This window comes from Bacillus sp. V3B (assembly GCF_024494465.1).
Lineage (GTDB): Bacteria > Bacillota > Bacilli > Bacillales > Cytobacillaceae > Bacillus_BD.
Genome location: NZ_JAETXM010000006.1, coordinates 113,955 through 134,408, shown reverse-complemented (window position 1 = coordinate 134,408; position 20,454 = coordinate 113,955). Strand labels below are relative to the sequence as shown.

Sequence of the window (20,454 nt, the reverse complement as noted above, 5' to 3'; positions counted from 1 at the left end):
ATTCACTTATTTAATATATTCTTTGTCTACGACATGGGATAAGTAGTTTAATAGTTTATCCCGTAAATCTTCTCTTTGTAATGCGAAGTCAATCGTCGTTTGAATAAAGCCAAATTTTTCTCCGACATCATAGCGAACACCCTCAAAATCATAGGCATAGACCGCTTCATGTTCATTTAAAGCGGCAATGGCATCAGTCAACTGAATTTCCCCGCCTGTTCCCGGCTGTTGTGTGCTTAAAATGTCAAAAATCATTGGATTTAAGATATAACGGCCCATAATCGCCAAATTAGATGGAGCTTCCTCCTGTCGAGGCTTTTCCACTAGACTGTTTACACTGTAAAAACGTTCTCCAATTTGTTTTCCACCAATTATTCCATATCTGGAAACTTCATCATCAGATACTATTTGCGCTCCAAGAATAGAGGCATTGTATCGCTCATATTGCTCCATCATCTGCTTTAAACATGGCTTTTCTGCTTGGACGATATCATCACCTAACAGAACAGCAAAAGGTTCGTTTCCGATAAACTTTCGTGCACACCAAATGGCATGACCTAAGCCTTTTGGTTCCTTCTGCCGAATATAATGAATATCAACAAGCTTGGAAGATTTTTGCACTTCATCGAGCAATTTAAATTTTCCTTTTTCAAACAGATTTTGTTCTAGCTCAAATGAATGATCAAAGTGATCTTCAATCGAACGCTTGCCTTTTCCTGTTACGATAATGATGTCTTCAATCCCGGATTCAATTGCTTCTTCGACAATGTATTGGATGGTTGGCTTGTCAACAATTGGCAGCATTTCCTTTGGCATCGCTTTTGTAGCTGGCAGAAATCTTGTCCCTAGTCCTGCAGCTGGTATAATTGCTTTTCTAACTTTCATTTGTTAAACACTTCCTAATCATGTAGTGGGCACCACCGGTTCTGATTGTGAAACGACCCGATGATTGGCTAGATTTAATAATTTCTCCCTTAAAGCATCTTTATCTAAGAGCATATAAGTAGAAATAATTTCATTAATTTCTTCTATATACAATTCGGATGTCTTTCCAATATAAATTTTGGGATACACTTGCTTGTCATTTATTTCATCTGGTTTTAGCAATTCCTCAAACAACTTTTCTCCCGGTCGTATACCTGAAAATTCAATTCCTATTTCTTCAATTGAATTACCTGATAGTTTGATTAGATTTTTTGCCAAGTCGACAATTTTTACGGGCTCGCCCATATCTAAGACAAAAATTTCCCCACCTCTAGCAAGCGAGCCTGCTTGGATGACCAATCTTGATGCTTCCGGAATCGTCATAAAATAACGAACCATATCAGGATGTGTTACCGTTACAGGTCCACCTTTTTCAATTTGCTTTTTAAAAAGTGGAATCACGCTACCTCTGCTTCCAAGAACATTGCCAAACCGAACAGCGACAAATTTCGTTTTGCTTGTGCGATCCATGTTTTGAATAATCATCTCAGCGAGCCTTTTTGTCGCTCCCATGACACTTGTCGGGTTTACAGCCTTGTCTGTGGAGATCATCACAAAGGTTCCAACTTCGCTCCAGCTCGCCGCTTTTGCGACATTCATCGTTCCAATAATATTGTTTTTGACTGCTTCTTCTGGATTTCGCTCCATTAATGGAACATGCTTATGCGCAGCTGCATGATACACAACATTTGGTTGATATATACTCATTACCATCGCCATTTTCTCTGCATCCTGCAGGTCGGCAATCTCGGTAATAAACTCAATCTTCGACTCTCTATATTTTTCTTTTAGCTCCATCTCAATCGTATAGATGCTATTTTCACCGTGTCCAAGAAGAATTAATTTTCTTGGATGAAAGTTCGAGATTTGGCGGCAAATCTCTGATCCAATTGATCCACCGGCACCCGTCACTAACACCACTTTATCTGTGACATAGTCTGATATTCCTTCGATATCAAGCTTTACCTGCTCTCGACCAAGCAAATCCTCGACCTGGACATCCCGGAAATGATTGACGGATAATTTACCTGTTACAATATCCTCCAGCATCGGAAGAATTTGTGTTTTCGCTGTTGTTTTTGCACACTCCTGAAAGATTTGATTTAATTCTTTTTTCTCTAATGAAGGGATGGCAATAATGATGTTTTCAATTCGTAATTCTTTTACTACTTTCTCGATGTCACGAACCTGTCCAATAACAGGAATACCTAGTATATCAAGATCGAGCTTTCGAGGATTATCATCAATAAACCCAACAGGGATGATATCTACTTCCTGATTTTTTAACAGCTGCCTTGCGATCATCGTTCCTGCTGAACCGGCACCAACGATCAATGTCAGTTTCTGATTAGAGGGCTTGATGATAAAAGAATCTCGAAAAAGCCTCCAGCAAAAACGCGATCCTCCAATTAATAACAGATGCAATGACCAGGTTACGGCAAGTAGTCTGAAGAAAATTTCTCCAACTAAAATTTGTTGGACAAGTGCTGCAACTAGAATAGAAAAGGTGACCACTTTCAGAATGATTAATAATTCGCCAATACTTGCATATTCCCAAGCTTTTTTATACAGCTTGTATCGAAGCGAAAAAAGATGATGACTTAATATGAGTGCTAAAGAACTAGCTATAATAGGAATAGTCATGACATTTATGGTTGCATTGACTAAAAATCCACTAAAAAATATGCAGGTTAAAATAATACATGAATCAATAAAAATGAATAAGGACAATCTCTGTGGATACGTCATCCTCTCCCTCCTTTATATAACGAACGATTATTCCAAATTCATACTTCGTCTCTTAATGGCATAATCGATCAGTTTTCTAATCTGCTCTAGCTGTTCCTTTGTCGCATCTTGCTTAATATAACGAACAGCTTTTTTAATTGATTTTGGATATCCATCAATATTCTTCACAACAACATCTCCTTCGTGAATAATGTAAATAAAGTGTTTAATGATAAGATCTTAGTAAAGAACGCATCATTAAACACTTTATTAATAAATAGGGCATTTAACCCCTCCTCACATCACACTCTCGGCGACTAGCGTCTAAGGTATCTTTCAACCCACAGCATGATCGAGTGCCTCCATCGATAATGGGAAGGAGACATTACCATTGATTTATAACAATTCTCTATAAAGAACGATAAAAGTAAAAAAAATTTTATTACATCTCGTTCATAATAACTCCAGATATATTTGCTTTAGCAAATTCTAATACCTTTTTCGCTTCTGCTGCTCTCTCTATTGTTGTTTCCCCTTTATGACAAACTAAAAGGACTTCATCGCATTGACTTGTAAGTATCTTTGTATCTGTTACTTCTAGGATTGAGGAAGAATCGATTAAAACCATCTCATACTGTTTCACTACTTTTTGTAATAAATCTTTCATTACTCTTGATGAAAGCAACTCTGCAGGATTATTCGGTATCTCTCCGCTTGTTAGTACATCAAGCCTTCCTATTTCTGTATGTAGCACAGCTTCTTCAAAGGATGATCGCCCAATTAACACATCAGTTAAGCCGACTGAATTGGGAAGCTTAAAAATAAAATGAGAGGAAGGACGTCTTAAATTAGCATCAATGAGTAAGATTTTTTCCTTTTGTTGTGCCATTGATACAGCCAAGTTCGCAGCAACTGTTGATTTTCCTTCCCCTGGATTTGGGGACGTAATAACCAGAGTTTTATGTTTTTGCTCATTGGTTACGATTCGAACATTCGTCCTTACGATTCTAAATTCCTCAGCAATTTTCGATTCAGGAAAAGAATAGGTAATTAAGTTTCGCTTTTTCGCTGGAGAAAATAACTTCATTTTACTTAGTACCAATTGTTTCACCTCTAAATTCTACTTCCTGTTTTGCTTGATTCTTTTTTTTAAAATTTCGTTTTTTCATCTTAGAAACTTTCCCTAATACAGGAATTCCTAAATAATCCTCGACATCACGACCTGATTGAATGCTGTCATCTAAAGAATCTAGAAAAAATACTAACCCAATTCCAGCGACTAGGCCAAGCACAATACTAATGATCATCGTGCGATTGCCATTATCATTTATTGGATAAGGATTGACTTGTGCATCAGATAGTAATTGAACATCTTTAAAACCAACAATGTTAGGAATTTCTGCTTTAAAAATTTTTGCTGTCGTATTGGCGATATTGGCTGCCATCTCAGGATCTGTATCAACCACACTAATACTTACTACTTGAGAAGTGTCAATGCTTTGCACCGTAATTTGCCCAGCTAGCGCCCCTGATGATCGTTCTAGTTGCAGTTCCTTTGCTACTTTTTCCATAATTGTTGAATCCCTCATAATAACTTGAAGTGTTGTTCGTTCTTCAGCACCTGCTTTAATGATAATTCTTGATGAAGATTGATATAGTAGGGTAGTAGAAAATTGATTATAAGTATATCCAATGACAGCAAATAAAATAGTTAGTGCAGCAACCATCCAAAGCCTCTTTTTAATAATCGCGAAGATTTCCTTTAAATTAATTTCTTTAGCCATCGATTTCTCCATTGTTTGGTTAGTTTCTGTTAACCTATTCATTAAACCACCTATATTTTTGATTTAATAAGTTCTTAAAATTTGAGGTTCTCCATAAAGAACGATTAGGGTAAAAAATAATAGTACCTCTATTATTTTATATAAAACGGACTAGATTAAATGCGTTACTTATGAACTAATTCATCTATAGTATTAGTTTAGTTCTTTATATAGAACATGTCAATATCATTTTCATATTTTAATAGATCCTTTATGTTTTATTTACTTAAGAGGGAAACGTGCGTCTGGTTCTGTAATAGATGGCTAAACATCCCTTTTTTCTCTTTAGCAAGTTGGTTGAATTCACCCTTTTGAATGATTTTCCCATTATCCAGAACAATTACTTGGTCTGCATTACTAATAGTCGATAACCGATGGGCAATGACAATAATGGTCATCTTCCCTTTAAGTTGTTCAATCGCTTCTTGGATTTTCCTTTCGTTCTCCGTATCAAGTGCACTTGTTGCTTCATCTAATACAAGAATAGATGGTTTACGTAAGATCGCACGGGCAAGTACAATTCTTTGCCTTTCTCCGCCCGAAAGTCTAATACCTCGGTCACCAATGAGTGTATCAAGTCCTTGTGGGAGTTTTTTTACAAATTCAGCTGCAGAGGAGAATTCAAGTGCTTCCCAGATTTCCTTTTTAGTAGCATTTGGTTCAATTAACAAAAGATTTTCTCTTATACTTGTATTAAAAAGAAAAGGATCTTGTGGAACATAACTAATGATTTTCCTTAATGAAAGTAATTCATCATTTCTAAGAATATGGCCATCAATAACCACGTCTCCCTTTTCAGGCCGATTCAATCCCATCAGTAGATCGATTAGTGTACTCTTTCCTGCCCCTGACGGACCAACAATAGCTGTCATCTGGTTGCATGTAATTTTTAAATTAATATTTTGTAGGGCGTAAGGATGCTGATTTTGATTATAGCGAAAGTATACATTCCTACATTCCATTCCTTGTTTAATGTTGATCGATTTTACGTTCTTATAATCTCTATCTGTTAACTCCTTCGACTCTAAACATTCTTTTTGCAAATCTATTAGTTCTTTAAAGGATGGTACAATGGAACTCAACTGTTCCAGATTTGACTGAATACCGGTAAATCTAGGCCAAAGTCTCGAAAATATAACAATAATCAGCATTAACTGTGCTGATTGTGAATGAAACATTTTTATAGAAGTAAATACAAATATGGCAATTAAAAACGCAGAAACTATTTTGTAAATAAACTGAGATGTTGTCTTCAATTTAGATATCTCGATCATATTATCTTCCATTCTTTGATTTAAAGAATGAAACCAATTAATATGAGATCCCTCTAGATTATTACTCTTAATTTCTTTAATTCCATTAAAATGATCTGTTACACCGCCTAGAAAAGTTTTGCCTAACTCTACTGTATTACCACCCATAGCTTTTGATTTTTTTATAAAGCTTCGAGAAAAAAAGATAAGAACTACACCAAAAAATATAACGAACATCGTCATTTTAGCAGAAAGCCAAAACGCAATGCCAATTTGTATAAAGGTAAAAATAAAGGACGCAGCAAACTGGAGAAACAATTGGGTCCCGCCGCTAACACGAGCTATTTCATTAATCATAGAATTTATAATGTCAGACTTTCTTTTTTTTAGAAAAAATCCCCAATTCGCCTGTAGTAAAGCTTTGTATGTTTCTTCCCTTAAATGGCGGGTAAAACTTTGTTGTATTTTTGTATTTAAGATAGTTTGGTTTCTCTGAAAAAAGCTTTGGCTAATCATAATGAAAACATATATACATAAGATAATGGTTAAACTTAGCGTTTCTGGCATTCCTTGAAAGAAACCAAATATCCAGTTTATAATAGTATTGTCTTGTGAAGTAACATCTAAGAATCCTGCAAGGCTAATTAAAGGCACTAATAAAAAAATCCCAAATCCCTCAAGCAAACTAATAAGAATCATGGCTATAAGATTAAAATAAAGAATTTTCCCGGAATAGGAATGTATTCGCTTGGCAAAATACAGTACATGCTTCATTACTATGTCCTCCTAGGTAAAGCATGGATCCTTGTTTTCCTCCAAGCCCATAGAAAAGGCCGCAAAGGAAAGTATAAAAAATGAAGTGTTTTCGGTAGTGGCAATGTCTTTGCATCATCAGGGTACGGATATAAAAAACTAAGGATGAACAAAAACTTTTGTTGCTTTGACATTAAGGAAAATAAGTGATGCTTATGATATTTAGCTACATGATCAGGAACAGGATCTGTATGTAAGTTCACCATTTCCTCCAAATAAAAAGTCGTCTCTTGAGCTAATCTTTGTGGTTTATTTCCTTTTAATAAAAGACTCATTTTCTCGCTAATTTCAGTAGTTAATAAATAAGAAGATAATATAAGAGCTTGCCCACCTATATCTAAGAAATTATATTTTTTTAATTTCCTTTGAATCTTTAACCAATCAAGATCCTGCCTTACAATTTGCTGGATATCTATCAACCATCGGAGCCGTGACCATCCATGGCGTGCACCATGAGAGACAAGAAATAAAAATAAATCCTCTTCACTCAGAAAATAGATGGGGTTATTTGTGAGCGTACTTATTCTCCTCCTCTCCCATAACTCATCAAAATTCGGTTCTTTACCTGGCCCAGGATTTAACCTCCAATGCACTTCAATCTTTACATCTTTTTTAGGATTTATATATGTTATATGGTGATGTCGCCATTTCCAGTCGTTCAAAATAGTTTCAATATAGTCATCTTTCACATAGCCAGTACCTGTTAAAATCCCCTCTATTTTTTCAAGGTGTTTAAACGGAATTAATATATCTAAATCATTGGATGTTCTGAGAGAAATATCTCCATATAGTTCAGCGGCAAGGATAGGACCTTTCAAGTTAATAAGTGGTATCCGATTCTCTTGACATTTTTTATTTAATTTTTCCATTTCCGAGCACAGATGCAGCATCTTAAATGTATTTCTTTTATATTCTTGATAAAGTATTTGGACAACCCATTTTGGAATAAATTTGCTCGATATTTTTTTAACTTTAGAATATAACAATGGATATACTCGATGATGCATAGCTAATTGGATAAAAAAATTCCAATTTATATCATTGTATTTATTGAAAAAAGTTGGTTCTATCCCCCTGTTATTTTCTTCCATATTTATGATTTCAAGTAATAATTTTAATTCCTTAGGCAAGAGTTCTAGATTAAGACTGTAATTGTTATCCATTGCTTCTCCCTCAATATTTCAACTTATTTTCTTTGCAAACTTTCCTACTACAGTAAATTTCTCCATTCCTTCTGATCCTGTAATATAGAAAGATCCACTGCGTAACCATGCGTGGGCGATAAACTTTCCAGCCTCATCCTTTGCAGTCCCTAAATAAAGTGTACTTTCTATCTTTCTTCTTTCTAACATTTTCATTGCTGCAATTGCCTTTACAAGGCATTCACTTTCCCAAAAAGTATGACGACTCATGATATGAATGGCTTCGGATACTTGTTTCAATATCTTTGTGTTCGACTCTAAGTGTTTAATAGAGGTTTCATTCATATGTTCCCCTAAAGACGGTGCAACTTTAGAAAATGAAATACCTTTAAGAATTCGAGCCCATCCTAAAAGAAGAAAAGCCTCTAAGAATAATAGCTTTTTATTTGTATTTAGAGATAAAAACATACTGATTTTCTTCACAATACTCATTAATCCTTTCTATCTATTTCTAGTTAATTTATAGCAAAGGAATTATGATTTGTTTTCAATATTGATTAAACCTTCCTTACTTAAATGTTCCAAGAAAGATACAACTTCTACTTCACATTCATTTTCTTTGACATCATATTGTGATATTAATTCCATGATTACTTGATTAACAGTGATTGGAGCTTTTATCAAATCCCAAATGACTCCACCTATTTCTCCAAGATTATAATATTTACCATTTTGAATGCTCATCATCACTTTTTCTCCATCCATATCACTAACAATATTTCCTTCCCTTTGTGAAACTGTATAATTCAAAGTGATTTTCTTAGTATTTAGCATTTATTAATTCCTCCTTGTTTACTGAAGTTAGTATCAGAAATGCCAAATCATAGGCAGTAAAACCTTTAGTTGGTCGATGTAATGTAAAAGCATCAATTTTATTAATAATTTTTGTAGAGTAATTGAAATGCCACTCAACTAAATTTAATCCTGGAATTAAAAAATTACGATATGTATGACGAAATAATGTATTTAATCGTTGTAATTTTTCAATTCGGTAAAGCCCAATTTTTTCTCTCTCTCCCTTTACTAATTCAAATATACCTCCTAAGGGCAATGAGTCATGGGAAAACTTATCAGCAACTGGAACGGCAAATTTTGTTTCTCTTTGGAATATGGGACGGAAATGATTATTTTCTATTCCAAACTGGTTCAAACTCTCTTGCCAGAGCTTTTGCTGAGGGTATGATGGGATAACATAGGGAGTATGACCTTTTTCTGAAACCGTTACAGCAATTACATCATCACTTAATAGCTGATATCCTTGGCTCAAAAAAGCCGACGCTAACGTAGACTTTCCAGCACCAGATTCTCCAACAATGGCATATGCCTTTCCATCAATAGCAATAGCACTTCCATGTAATGGTAGAATGTTCTTTTGCATTAATAAGGCACCCATACATGTTCCAAGGATATAAAGCCTAATTTGATCCTCATTTGCTTCTTTCAAAGGTGTAACAGTAATTTTATTTCCCTTTTGTATTGAAAAAATAGCAACCTCAGGGAGTTGAAACATAACAAAATCTTCTTTTACTACAAAACTATATGGATGATCCGCTAATTTTGACCATAGATGGGATAAATCTTCAATTTTGATTAGGATATCCGGATCCTCTATTTGATTACCAATGGTCATTAATTCTGGTAAAGGAATTTCACTTAATATATTTAATCCAAAGGCTTTGTAAATGTTTTTTTTTATAATTTCTAGCATTCTAATCACTCCAAATGGCTAATCAAAAAAATATTAATGCAAAAGCCCTCATACTTTATGTTCGGTATAAGGGCTGCAAAACATTAAAACAGTATTCTAAAATAATTACGATTCGTGATGCGGACCATATGCTGGTTCGCCATTGTAAGCTTCATCATGATAGCCTTCATAACCTGCAGCCATTGTCATTTCAATGTTAAGTATCTCTAATTGTGGTTTTTTCCACTCTTTCATATTTGTCACCTCCCTTCAAGTCATACTCTTAATAAATCGGTAAACGATTAAACTGCGTATCGCTATCCGATAATCCCCATTGATAGCATACCCTGCACGTGGTCCTTCCTCCACCTTTGATATGGCGTTCTTAACTACCTGTGAATTTAGATAATTAAAAATAGATTTGTCCTCTTTTAGTTTTTGAAGTTCATCTATAAACAAATCCCAAGTTGGTGTCATACGATGAACCCAATCTACTCCTTGTACTCCTCTAACCCGTTGGTTTAATCGAACCTTATCAGGTAAAATATCTTTAGTTGACCTTCGAATAAGTGCTCGATCTATTCCATTTTGAACATATTGTTCTTCCGGAACCGATAAACAAAAGCGAACAACCCGTAAATCATTTGTGGGATCTCTCTTCCATAATGAATACTGTAAGGATAGTTTTGTTCCTAATGTATTGGTAGCACTCCAATGGAATAACTCTCCAAAATGCCGTTTTCTTTCTTCATATAAATCTGGCAAAGAAGATCGATCTACATCAATGCCATGATTTTTAAGTTTTTCAAATACATTCGTCCTTTTGGCTAACTCTGGATTAACGAGTATAGTTGAATTAATCGGTTCAAATAACGGGGAAATCCGATTTACAAGTGGAAAGGCAATTTTTCCTATATAGGAAAGAATTTGTGATTTCTTCATTCCAGTATTTTTACTATAAGGACCGATCTCATAAAAAAGACGATGGATTTTAATTTTTTTTAAGAGAGTGGCATAATATTCTAGTGCTGGTCCCCAAGATATCGTTAAATTCCCCCTCCCTCCATTAAGCAAAATCCCCAAATCATCCTTATGAGCAGTTTCATAGATTCCTTTTAACCATACGGAATTTTCAAAGAATTTATATGGCATCTCCATTGTTTCTAAAAAATTATTTATCTCCAAATATGGATTACTTCCTGCAAAATCAAAAAGGTTTTCTTTTATATCTCCTACATATTCGGCTGTAGCATGAATATATTCTTTTTCATTGGCAATTCTCGATTTGGGTGTAAAATCATCAAAATCATTTGGAGGCACATAACTATATGTTTGTAATTGTTTATGTTCCTTTTTCAAAGCTTTAGCAGCAAAGCCAACAATTGAGCCTGAATCTAATCCCCCGCTCAAGTGTGCTCCTACATTGCGATGTGTACGTATCCTCGAAGTGACAGCCACTTGAAATACATCCTGAAATGCTTCTATATATTCTTGATCGGATTTAAGCTGTAGTTTTTCTCCTTGAATGATTGTGCAATATCTTGAGAGTGAGATTCTACCTTCTTTAATTGTAATAGAGTGAGAAGGAGGTACCTGTAAAACCCTTTGATAAACAGTTGTTGAAGTATCCACTGTATCAATGACTGAGGATATGGCCAAAAACTCTGCCAACCACTCCTCGTTTAATTCCTTTTTTATATAAGGCAACTTAAACAGTGGCATCATGACAGTACAAAAGGCGAAGTGGTTCTGATCGTGATAATAATAAAGCGTCCGGCTCCCGGAAAAATCCCTAGCCCCAAACAACTTCTTCTCCCGCTCATCCCAAATCATAAACGCAAAGTCTCCAACTAAATATTTAGGGGTATCTTCACCCCATTTATAATAGGCAAGAAGGATCAACTGGCTATCTGGCATTATCTTTCTTTTGCCACGATCCACTTGCAACCGTTCAAACAATTCTTCACGATTATCAATGATCGCGTCAGCTGTAATCGTGCATTGTCTTTCAGAGTCATAAAAGGGAAGGGGTTCTCCGATGGACTCAGGTGTGATCCATTGAGCATGACATCCAAGGAAGACATTTTCGTTCTGCCAAACTTGAATATCATTTGCTGGAAACTTCTCTAATGATTTCATAACATTCTGAATTTCCTCTATATGTATTGGCTCTTTATTAAAGTTTACGATCCCTGCTATGGCGCTCATCGGTTCCTCCCAAATTATGACTGACTCTATCTTTATCTATGAATCTCATTTTAAATATGCACAAATTCCGTTTAAACTTTTTAAGTTGAAATAAAATAATAACTAGACGACGTCCATTTGATAAAGAACTATTCGTTCTATATAAAGAACTTATTTGCATATTTAAAATAACATCTCTATTACCTGCTGTCAATGATATATCTTCAATTTTTAAAATAGCTCTATACTTTTTTAACTAGTAATTAAGGTATATAGTATACTTATTATGTAATCCTCTACAGAAGCATCACGAAAAATAAGACCTCCTACTTGATGTTGGAGGCCTCTCGCTTATATTGAAATCCTTTATTTCAGTTTCTTCACAAATACTACTTTCAGGTAATTTCCTTCTGCAAATTCCTTAATCGTTTTAAAATCTTCTGGAAGAGTGTACTCCTCTAAAAGCTCATATTTTTCATTACTTTCATCAAAGGCTGTACGAATAAACCCTTTAAACTTCTTCATATCAAAGGTAGCGCAATTAGTCGAGGCAACAATCACCCCATTATCCTCCGTAATCGCAATCGTTTGTTTCAACAAGTTTGTATAATCCTTTGCAGCACTAAACGTCACTTTTTTCGATCGGGCAAAGCTAGGAGGATCTAGTATAACCAAATCAAATTTTAGATTCTTTTTGACAGCATATTTAAAATAATGGAACACATCTTCGACAATAATATCCTGTGCTTCATAATCGATTCCGTTCAAACTAAACTGTTCGATTGTTTTGCTTTTGCTACGATTGGCCAAATCCACACTCGTTGTTTTCGTTGCACCACCTAATGCAGCAAAAACCGAAAAAGCACCCGTATAGGAAAAAGTATTCAAAACCGTCTTCCCATTTGCATAACGATCGCGAATTGCCTTCCTTACTTCTCTCTGATCTAAAAAGACACCCACCATCGCACCTTCATTTAAATAAACAGCGAAGTTAACACCATTTTCTTTTACAATGAGAGGAAACTGGCCGCGCTCTCCTGTAACAAAATCATCCTCTTCGACGTATTTCCCATCCTCAGCAAAACGTTTTTTCTGATAGATCCCTTTAAATGATACATGGTCTGTTAGCACACCAATAATCATATCTTTAAAATGATAGATGCCTTTGCTATACCAATTGATAACATAATAGCCTGCAAAATAATCAATAATTAGGCCACCAACCCCGTCGCCTTCCCCATTGAAGACGCGAAAAGCTGTTGTTTCTTCATTCTGAAAAAAAGACTTTCTCTTCTCTATAGCGGTCATGATTTTTTGTTGAAAAAATTTCTCATCAACTTGATCGTTTTTACTTCTTGTTAAAACCCAGCCATATCCTTTATTCTGCTTTCCATAATACCCTTTTCCAAGAAAATGATTTTTTTCATCAACAATTCTTAATACCGTTCCTTCTATTTGAAGGTCTTTCACATTCATAATCGCTTCCTTTAAAATAATCGGATTACCATTCTTCATTTTATTTATGTATTTTTCTTTTATTTTAATCGTCGTTTCCTTCACCGTTACACCTCGAGTTCTTCTTATTGCTTTGAATATCATAACGCAAATAAGCAAAAAATAAAAATAGCGAAATGTAATATAATCTAAATCTCTTCCTATTTAGGCCTTGCGATTGTTCCTCATATCTTTGGACTTGATCATTTTGCGATCAAAGTGATCAAACTTAAAAGATCGTTGTATGAACGGTCTATTTATCTAACCCACGATAAATATATATTACCACCGGTTGAAAAATTAAAAAACTTTGTCTTAACAAACTTCTCTACACAGATTCAAGAATCCACTAACTAAAATAGGGGGGTGTCCCAAAAGCAAAGGTGTCAGACACCTTATGGGACACCCACCTTTGTATTATATTTGTTCTCACATCTGTTTAACTTTTTACAAAAAGCAATTTGTAAAGCTGGATCATAATTAATGGTATAACCGCTAATCCATAAATTGAACCAAACTGTGCTCCTGTTAATTGGACCACTTCAAATATTCCCATCAAACCTGGAATTAGCAACACAAGATGCAATAAAACCACACCAAGGATGAAAGCAAACCAACTATATTTATTTGTAAATACACCTATTTTAAAAATGGATTCTTTCGATCTTGCATTAAAACCATGAAATAGTCTTGCTAAACATAACGTGGCAAACGCCATCGTACTAGCGATCATGGTATCTCCTGTTGACAAACCAAGATGGAAAGCCATTATTGTGACGACAGCAATTAAGAAACCTTCAATTATAACTCTTGTTGCAAAAGCTTTATTTAATAACGGAGTGTTTATATCCCGTGGTTGTTCATTCATAATCTTTTTGTTATGTGGTTCAAGCCCAATCGCAATTGCTGGTAAACTATCTGTTAGCAAGTTGATAAACAAAAGATGAACAGGAGCAAAAGGTACAGGTAATGCCAACAATGAAGCGTATAAAACGGCTAGAACTCCACCTGTATTTCCAGCTAACAAAAACTTAATGGCATTTTTTATATTAGCGTAAATGCTTCTTCCATTCGAAATCGCTTTAACAATCGTTGAGAAATTATCGTCGGTTAACACCATAGACGAAGCATCCTTTGCCACCTCTGTACCCGTGATCCCCATTGCAATCCCAATATCCGCTTGTTTTAATGCAGGAGCGTCATTGACACCATCACCTGTCATCGCTACAATATTTCCTTTTTCTTGCCACGCTTTGACAATCCGAATTTTGTGCTCGGGTGACACGCGTGCATAGACGGATAAATCCTCGACCTTTTCTTTTAATTGTTCATCTGTTAATTTTTCAATTTCAACCCCTTCAACGGCTTCAGATTCATCCTTTAATATGCCGATTTGCTTGGCAATGGCTGCAGCTGTTATTTTATGATCACCTGTAATCATAACAGGCTTAATTCCTGCTTTCATACAATTTTCAACTGCCGCTTTTGATTCAGGTCTCGGCGGATCCATCATAGCGGTCAATCCGACAAAGGTTAAATTATTTTCATCCTTAACATCAATAACTTGCCCTTTCGAAACCTCTTTGTAAGCAAAAGCAAGAACACGTAATCCTTTTTCTGAAAAATCCTGGTTTACTTTTTCAATTTCCTTTTTATGTTCTTCCGTAAAATCAATAATCCCTGCTGTTGTGTCTACCTTAATCATTCGTGAAAGGAGAACATCAAGTGCTCCCTTTGTGATCATGAAAAATTTATCGCCCACTTTATTGACGGTGCTCATTAATTTTCGATCAGAATCAAACGGGACTTCGCCAACACGAGGATAATCATCTCTCACTGCTAACTCGTCTAATTGATACTCTTCTCCTAAATTGACAAGCGCGATTTCAGTCGGATCACCGATTTCTTTACTATCTCTTGTAACAGAGTCATTACACAATAAAGCCATTGACACGAATTTTTTTTCTAATGCATTTCCACGAGTTAACTGATCGTGCAGGATGACCTTTTGATCGACATATACTTGTTGCACGGTCATTTTATTTTGTGTTAGCGTCCCCGTTTTGTCCGAACAAATAACGGAAATACCGCCTAGACTTTCAACCGCATGAATCTTTCGAACAATGGCATTTTCCTTCGCCATTTTTTGCGTACCGAACGCCAATACGATCGTTACAATGGAGCTTAAAGCCTCAGGAATAGCTGCAACAGCAAGTGACACAGCAAACATAAAAGAATCAACGATTTCTCGGCCTCTGAATACATCAAGTGTGAAAATAAGGATAGCAATAACGATAATAATAACCGCTAACCTTTTCCCAAAGTTGTCTAAACTTACTTGTAGAGGTGTTCTCTTCTCTTTTGCTGACTCCAATAGATTTGCAATTTTACCAATCTCAGTTTCCATTCCAGTGCCAGTAACTAAAACAACGCCTCTTCCATAAGTAACAAAGCTTCCGGAAAAGACCATATTCTTTTGGTCACCAATTGAAACATCTTTTTCACTGATTGGTTCAGTAGACTTAATTACGGCCAGCGACTCACCTGTTAAAGAGCTCTCATTAATTTGCAAACTGTGGTTTTTAATGAGTCTACCGTCTGCCGGCACATAATCCCCTGCATCTAGACTGAGAATATCACCCACCACGACTTCTCTTGATGGCACTTCAATGACCTTTCCATCTCGAAGTACTTTCGCATTGGGTGAAGAGAGTGCTTTCAAACTATTGAGTGACTGCTCCGCTTTTACATGCTGGACGGTTCCCAGAATAGCGTTCAAGATGACGACAACTATAATGACAAAAGTACTTTCAATTTCTCCTAAAAAGGCTGATATTAAGGCAGCTACAATTAAGATGATAACGAGAAAATCTTTAAACTGTTCAAAGAATACTTGTATGGTGCTCTTTCTTTTCCCTTCTGCTAATTCATTAAAACCGTATTGTTCACGCTTTTTCTGTACTTCCTCGCTACTTAAACCTTTATCTGTAACCTCTAATGATTTCATTACTTCTTCTGCTGATTTCCGGTAAAATTCACTCATATATTTTCTCCTTCCTAACAAAAACTATAGATAGCTCTGCTCATTTATCTTAGTATCACGCATTATAACGAACTTTATAAAGGAAATTTCCATCTATCCTATTACTACTATTATTCAATCGATTTTGTAAGTAGCAACCTTATCACTCCTTTAGAAAAAGTTAATGATCAAAACAAAAAGACTCTATAGCTAGAAACCTTCCTAGCTATAGAGTCTCACTTAACTAATTAAAGTTCTCAAAGCCGGGATATGATCCGGTTGATGACTTTGAATCCTAGTGTGGCAGGTAGTTACTCCCTCTATGTATATACCAAATTATGTATTATAATTTTAGCATGAGTAAGGAGTTTTTTCAACTTTCTTGATAATTTCTCTTTCTAGTGATTACTTTAAAGACCCAGTATTGACTGCCAATAAAGGTAACCAACATTCCAACAGCCGTTGCGATCCCTTTACTCAAAAAGAGGGACATTCCACTCTCTTCATGCATGTAAGACAGTGTAAGAAAAGAGATAGCCAAACTAGCTAAATTCATGATCACAAAACGAGTAATTTCTTGAATACTTCCCCTTTGTCTCATTTGAAAGGTCCACAACCGATTCCATATATAACTGTTCGTCATTCCAGCTATATAAGAAAGAATTTGTGCAAATACATAGGAAATACCTATACCAACTAGAAGAAAAAAAACAGCAAAATCAATGAGCGTATTTCCCACCCCTACTGTACAAAAACGTGTGAATATTCCTATTCTTTCTTTTGTTTTTTTCATGAAGAATCTCCCATTGCCCTATCCAACTTATCATTTAACTATAATATTTGTCTAAACCCCTTTATATTATTCTAATATAAAAAAATAAAGTTCCTGATCTAAACCTTATCGTGCTTCCTTCACTTTCCTTCTATAGAAGAATTTCGTCAGTTTGCGATTAACTATAGCCATGCATTATCTCTAGTAAAACAATAAAAAAAGGCCGTTTTCCTCCCCTATAATATCCAGTAACAATCGTTTGTTCAAATATTGATACTAGATATTATAATAGGAGGACCGACACCTTTGCTTTGAAGTATCCTCTTTTTATTTATTATTCTTAACCTGAGGCTCATGAAAAGCTCCCCAAAGATTTTTAATAGGTTGGACTCTTAAACTTTTAATTCGATCCCTTAATACAGAGACCACAATTGAACTAACCAACCACAAAACGATTCCTAAAGCTATACTTAACAACCAATTACCGCTAACATTTAAGACAAACCATACGGTAGCTACACAAAAAACGCCACCAATCATTCCGAAAACAGACCCATTGGCGACCTTTGCTGCATTTTTTGAACCTGCTACAATTCCCATCATTAACACAGCTGTTATCATGACGGCTGGAAAGGCTGCAAATATTCCTGCAAGGATTTTCCAAGGAGAAATAACTGTTACAAGGTAGCTGATCATAACAGCTGCTCCACCTAATAAAAAACGAATGATCAAATCTTTAGTATTCATCGCACACACCCTTTCTTCTTCATTAAGATGTAAACATAACTACAACCATTGAAATAATAAACCAACATCCAACAGCTTGAGTTAACCCGCGTTTCCATCCCTTTCTTAGCAATAGGTATCCCGCAATAATAGCAACTACAGTATTGATTACCATCCCAACGATGGCTCCTTTTGATAATAGTATTGAATAGGAAATGAGTTCATCGCCTCTAAAATCAAGACTAGCTGTTAGTAATGCCGCTAAATAAACAGCAGGAAAAGCAGCAAATATCCCCCCAGCTTTTTCTCCTAACTTTCTGGCTACAAGTGTTGAAGCTACTACTGCTGATCCTCCTAAAACGAATCTTATAAGTAGTGCACTAATGGAAAGTTCAGCCACTCTACATCACCTTCCCCCATCCTAGTATATTTTCAAAATAAGAATATGAAATGAAACACAAAATAGATCTAGATGAACGATTTCTATCATTATCCTAATAGGATTTTTTGTGCACCTTTTCACAAATTATTTCAATATGTCCATTTTAACTCATTTTCGCCCTTTTTCCTGTGAACATTTTCTTAACATTTATAAAACGTTTTCATTAGAGAGCCTACAAGAACACTTATAAAAAGAACTAATAGAGGTAATAAAAATGGAGCTGTCCCATAAGGTGTCAGACACCTTATGGGACAGCTCCATTTTTATTTATTTTCGTTGCTTTAACTGTTCATTGAGTCTAATATCGAAACTTAGAAATTAACACTTTCAGCTCCTCTGCCATTGCGGTAAGAGTTTGTGCAGACGACGAAATTTCCTCCATTGAAGCTAACTGCTCCTCTGCAGATGCTGCTACTTCTTCTGAAGATGCTGCAGTTCCTTGTGCAATAGAAACGATTTCATTTGCAGTACCTGTTATTTCTTGAATTGCTGCTGACATCTGTTGTGCCGTTGCTGAAATTTCCTCCATTTGCGGAGTGATCTCTTTCGTACTTTGAAGAATTCTACTAAACTTTTCGATCGCTTCTTGTGATACTTTTACACCATCTTGTACAACATCCGTTACACGAACCATCGTTTCAACGGTACTTTCTGTACCATGTTGAATTTTATAAACAATCTCATGAACCTCTTTTACTGAATGCTGAGATTGCTCAGCAAGCTTTCGTACTTCATCGGCTACAACAGCAAACCCTTTGCCATGCTCACCAGCCCTTGCTGCTTCAATGGCTGCGTTTAAAGCTAGAAGATTGGTTTGATCTGCTATTCCGGTAATCACATTCAATATGGAACTCACTTCTTTTGAATGCTTATATAAGGATTCGATTGTGTTATTTGATTCCATGACAGATTCCTGGATTGAATTCATTTGATTCACTGTGTTTGTAACGGCTTTTCCGCCTTCTTCTGCTTGCGTCGTTGTCTCATAAGATAACCCTGACACTTTCAGTGAATTATTGGCAATTCTAGATACACCTTCAGAAACTTCATCTAATGATTGAGCGTTTCTATCTAAACCATGCTTTTGGTTCTCAGCACTACCTGCCACTTCTTGTATCGCAGTGGCCACTTGTTCCGTAGCCACACTTGTTTGCTCGGCACTGGCTGATAACTCTTGCGCTGAGGAAGCTAATTGCTCCGTACTTAATTCTACTTTTTGAACAAGAACACGAAGACTTTCCTGCATTTTATTGAATGCCGTTCCTAATTGGCCAATTTCATCATTCGATTTTATGGTAATCTGTTCAGTTAGATCCCCTTCACTGACCGTAAGAGCCTTTTCTTTTAAATAATTAATTGGCTGAATAATTGATTTTATAATAAAGAAAACAGTGACTGCTCCCACAATTAAAGCAATCAGAATGATTAGCCCTGTAGTTCGAAAAATAGGTGCGGCAGCCTCATTTATTTCTGCCGTTTCAACAGATCCGACTAACTTCCAACCAGTCATATCGTTAGTTAGAAAAGCCATTATCCTTTCTTGACCATTAAATACAAATTCAAATTGTCCTTTCGATTGATTATAAATTTTATCTTGAAAGTCTCCTTTTAATTCACTTCCTGCTGTTTCAGTAGGATGATAGATATAATTTCTATTTTCATCTAACAGTACGCTGTAACCTTCATCACCTATTTTTATCTGTCCTACTAATCCTTGTATATAACTTAAACTTATATTAATGGCGACAACTCCTGAACTATCATTCATGGCACGCGATACAGTTACGACCAAGTCATCACTACCGGCAGACATATACGGTTCTGAAAAAGATACTTCCCCTTTGTTTGCCACCGCTTCTTTATACCATTCTCTTTCTCGAGGATCATAATCGGAATCGCTGACAATTCTTGGTTCTTGTATGAATAATCCCGTATCTGTTCCAACAAAGATACTTTGTGCTTCAGGATGTAATTTTACATAATCATCCAATATTCCGCGTAATTCAAGTCTACCTTCCTCCATATATCGTTCTGATGTTATGCTATTGGAAAAGAACTCCACATCTTGTACTTTGAGTTGTAACGTATTATCAATCGATGCATTTAATAAATCAATATTCCCAGCAAAGCCATCCAACATTTCATGTTCAACTGCATCTTTAGCCGTTAAATAGGCAAGTGACCCAATAATGACGGCAGGAACAATTAAAATAAATGAAAAGGCAAGCATTAGTTTTACTTTTAAATTTCTAAACTTTCTTAGTAATCTCCCCACAACATTCATCCCCTTTTCTCCTTTGTATTATTATATAAAAATATTT

Annotated in this window: 18 protein-coding genes and 1 pseudogene; all 19 read right to left on the bottom strand. The window is 35.6% G+C overall.

What is annotated here, in order from left to right; translation table 11 throughout:
- Positions 1-6 precede the first annotated feature (6 nt).
- A complete protein-coding gene (gene galU, locus JMM81_RS09995) occupies positions 7-885 on the bottom strand; it encodes a UTP--glucose-1-phosphate uridylyltransferase GalU (protein WP_256241428.1) in 879 nt (292 codons plus the stop codon).
- Positions 886-903: 18 nt separating this feature from the next.
- Positions 904-2,733 carry a polysaccharide biosynthesis protein gene (locus JMM81_RS09990; RefSeq protein ID WP_256241427.1) on the bottom strand — a complete coding sequence of 610 codons (1,830 nt, stop codon included), beginning with the start codon at positions 2,731-2,733 and terminating at the stop codon, positions 904-906.
- Positions 2,734-2,760: 27 nt separating this feature from the next.
- Positions 2,761-2,901 carry a hypothetical protein gene (locus JMM81_RS09985; protein WP_256241426.1) on the bottom strand — a complete coding sequence of 47 codons (141 nt, stop codon included), beginning with the start codon at positions 2,899-2,901 and terminating at the stop codon, positions 2,761-2,763.
- Between the two features lie 253 nt (positions 2,902-3,154).
- Positions 3,155-3,799 (bottom strand): CpsD/CapB family tyrosine-protein kinase, encoded by a 645-nt coding sequence (locus tag JMM81_RS09980; RefSeq protein ID WP_256241461.1) that lies wholly within the window; start codon positions 3,797-3,799, stop codon positions 3,155-3,157.
- A 1-nt stretch (position 3,800) separates the two neighbouring features.
- Positions 3,801-4,538 (bottom strand): YveK family protein, encoded by a 738-nt coding sequence (locus tag JMM81_RS09975; protein WP_256241425.1) that lies wholly within the window; start codon positions 4,536-4,538, stop codon positions 3,801-3,803.
- A 215-nt stretch (positions 4,539-4,753) separates the two neighbouring features.
- The gene (locus JMM81_RS09970) at positions 4,754-6,562 is read right to left on the bottom strand and encodes an ABC transporter ATP-binding protein (RefSeq protein ID WP_256241424.1); all 1,809 of its coding nucleotides are present in this window, start codon (positions 6,560-6,562) and stop codon (positions 4,754-4,756) included.
- A 2-nt stretch (positions 6,563-6,564) separates the two neighbouring features.
- Entirely contained in the window at positions 6,565-7,764 is a 1,200-nt protein-coding gene (locus tag JMM81_RS09965) for a nucleotidyltransferase domain-containing protein (RefSeq protein ID WP_256241423.1), read from the bottom strand.
- An 18-nt stretch (positions 7,765-7,782) separates the two neighbouring features.
- Positions 7,783-8,235 carry a lasso peptide biosynthesis B2 protein gene (locus JMM81_RS09960; protein ID WP_256241422.1) on the bottom strand — a complete coding sequence of 151 codons (453 nt, stop codon included), beginning with the start codon at positions 8,233-8,235 and terminating at the stop codon, positions 7,783-7,785.
- Between the two features lie 42 nt (positions 8,236-8,277).
- Positions 8,278-8,577 (bottom strand): lasso peptide biosynthesis PqqD family chaperone, encoded by a 300-nt coding sequence (locus JMM81_RS09955; RefSeq protein ID WP_256241421.1) that lies wholly within the window; start codon positions 8,575-8,577, stop codon positions 8,278-8,280.
- Positions 8,564-9,511, bottom strand: coding sequence for an aldolase (locus JMM81_RS09950; protein ID WP_256241420.1), 948 nt, complete (start codon positions 9,509-9,511; stop codon positions 8,564-8,566). Before JMM81_RS09950 ends, JMM81_RS09955 begins: the two co-directional genes overlap by 14 nt.
- A gap of 105 nt (positions 9,512-9,616) precedes the next feature.
- Positions 9,617-9,745, bottom strand: coding sequence for a paeninodin family lasso peptide (locus tag JMM81_RS09945; RefSeq protein WP_256241419.1), 129 nt, complete (start codon positions 9,743-9,745; stop codon positions 9,617-9,619).
- Between the two features lie 15 nt (positions 9,746-9,760).
- Positions 9,761-11,698, bottom strand: coding sequence for a lasso peptide isopeptide bond-forming cyclase (locus tag JMM81_RS09940; protein ID WP_256241418.1), 1,938 nt, complete (start codon positions 11,696-11,698; stop codon positions 9,761-9,763).
- 345 nt (positions 11,699-12,043) lie between these two features.
- Positions 12,044-13,276: a class I SAM-dependent rRNA methyltransferase gene (locus JMM81_RS09935; RefSeq protein ID WP_256241417.1), complete on the bottom strand. Its 1,233-nt coding sequence runs from the start codon at positions 13,274-13,276 to the stop codon at positions 12,044-12,046.
- A gap of 334 nt (positions 13,277-13,610) precedes the next feature.
- On the bottom strand, positions 13,611-16,214 hold the full coding sequence (locus JMM81_RS09930; protein WP_256241416.1) for a calcium-translocating P-type ATPase, PMCA-type: 2,604 nt from the start codon (positions 16,212-16,214) through the stop codon (positions 13,611-13,613).
- A 352-nt stretch (positions 16,215-16,566) separates the two neighbouring features.
- Positions 16,567-16,986 (bottom strand): GtrA family protein, encoded by a 420-nt coding sequence (locus JMM81_RS09925; protein WP_256241415.1) that lies wholly within the window; start codon positions 16,984-16,986, stop codon positions 16,567-16,569.
- A 306-nt stretch (positions 16,987-17,292) separates the two neighbouring features.
- Positions 17,293-17,712 carry a DUF3147 family protein gene (locus tag JMM81_RS09920; RefSeq protein WP_256241414.1) on the bottom strand — a complete coding sequence of 140 codons (420 nt, stop codon included), beginning with the start codon at positions 17,710-17,712 and terminating at the stop codon, positions 17,293-17,295.
- A 22-nt stretch (positions 17,713-17,734) separates the two neighbouring features.
- Positions 17,735-18,091 (bottom strand): DUF3147 family protein, encoded by a 357-nt coding sequence (locus JMM81_RS09915; protein WP_256241413.1) that lies wholly within the window; start codon positions 18,089-18,091, stop codon positions 17,735-17,737.
- 340 nt (positions 18,092-18,431) lie between these two features.
- Complete coding sequence (locus JMM81_RS23040) at positions 18,432-19,379, bottom strand: methyl-accepting chemotaxis protein (RefSeq protein ID WP_375162366.1); 948 nt, start codon at positions 19,377-19,379, stop codon at positions 18,432-18,434.
- Positions 19,374-20,273 (bottom strand): annotated as a pseudogene (locus JMM81_RS23035) (HAMP domain-containing protein); the annotation flags it as partial. The gene JMM81_RS23040 and the pseudogene JMM81_RS23035, both read right to left, overlap by 6 nt.
- Between the last annotated feature and the right edge of the window lie 181 nt (positions 20,274-20,454).

Coding starts and splice junctions, on each gene's coding strand:
- JMM81_RS09980 (WP_256241461.1), bottom strand. CDS start 3,799: ATGAAGTTATTTTCTCCAGCGAAAAAGCGAAACTTAATTACCTATTCT.
- JMM81_RS23040 (WP_375162366.1), bottom strand. CDS start 19,379: ATGCAGGAAAGTCTTCGTGTTCTTGTTCAAAAAGTAGAATTAAGTACG.
- JMM81_RS09960 (WP_256241422.1), bottom strand. CDS start 8,235: ATGAGTATTGTGAAGAAAATCAGTATGTTTTTATCTCTAAATACAAAT.
- JMM81_RS09930 (WP_256241416.1), bottom strand. CDS start 16,214: ATGAGTGAATTTTACCGGAAATCAGCAGAAGAAGTAATGAAATCATTA.
- JMM81_RS09950 (WP_256241420.1), bottom strand. CDS start 9,511: ATGCTAGAAATTATAAAAAAAAACATTTACAAAGCCTTTGGATTAAAT.
- JMM81_RS09940 (WP_256241418.1), bottom strand. CDS start 11,698: ATGAGCGCCATAGCAGGGATCGTAAACTTTAATAAAGAGCCAATACAT.
- JMM81_RS09925 (WP_256241415.1), bottom strand. CDS start 16,986: ATGAAAAAAACAAAAGAAAGAATAGGAATATTCACACGTTTTTGTACA.
- JMM81_RS09920 (WP_256241414.1), bottom strand. CDS start 17,712: ATGAATACTAAAGATTTGATCATTCGTTTTTTATTAGGTGGAGCAGCT.
- JMM81_RS09955 (WP_256241421.1), bottom strand. CDS start 8,577: ATGCTAAATACTAAGAAAATCACTTTGAATTATACAGTTTCACAAAGG.
- JMM81_RS09945 (WP_256241419.1), bottom strand. CDS start 9,745: ATGAAAGAGTGGAAAAAACCACAATTAGAGATACTTAACATTGAAATG.
- JMM81_RS09975 (WP_256241425.1), bottom strand. CDS start 4,538: ATGAATAGGTTAACAGAAACTAACCAAACAATGGAGAAATCGATGGCT.
- JMM81_RS09990 (WP_256241427.1), bottom strand. CDS start 2,733: ATGACGTATCCACAGAGATTGTCCTTATTCATTTTTATTGATTCATGT.
- JMM81_RS09935 (WP_256241417.1), bottom strand. CDS start 13,276: ATGATATTCAAAGCAATAAGAAGAACTCGAGGTGTAACGGTGAAGGAA.
- JMM81_RS09970 (WP_256241424.1), bottom strand. CDS start 6,562: ATGAAGCATGTACTGTATTTTGCCAAGCGAATACATTCCTATTCCGGG.
- galU (WP_256241428.1), bottom strand. CDS start 885: ATGAAAGTTAGAAAAGCAATTATACCAGCTGCAGGACTAGGGACAAGA.
- JMM81_RS09965 (WP_256241423.1), bottom strand. CDS start 7,764: ATGGATAACAATTACAGTCTTAATCTAGAACTCTTGCCTAAGGAATTA.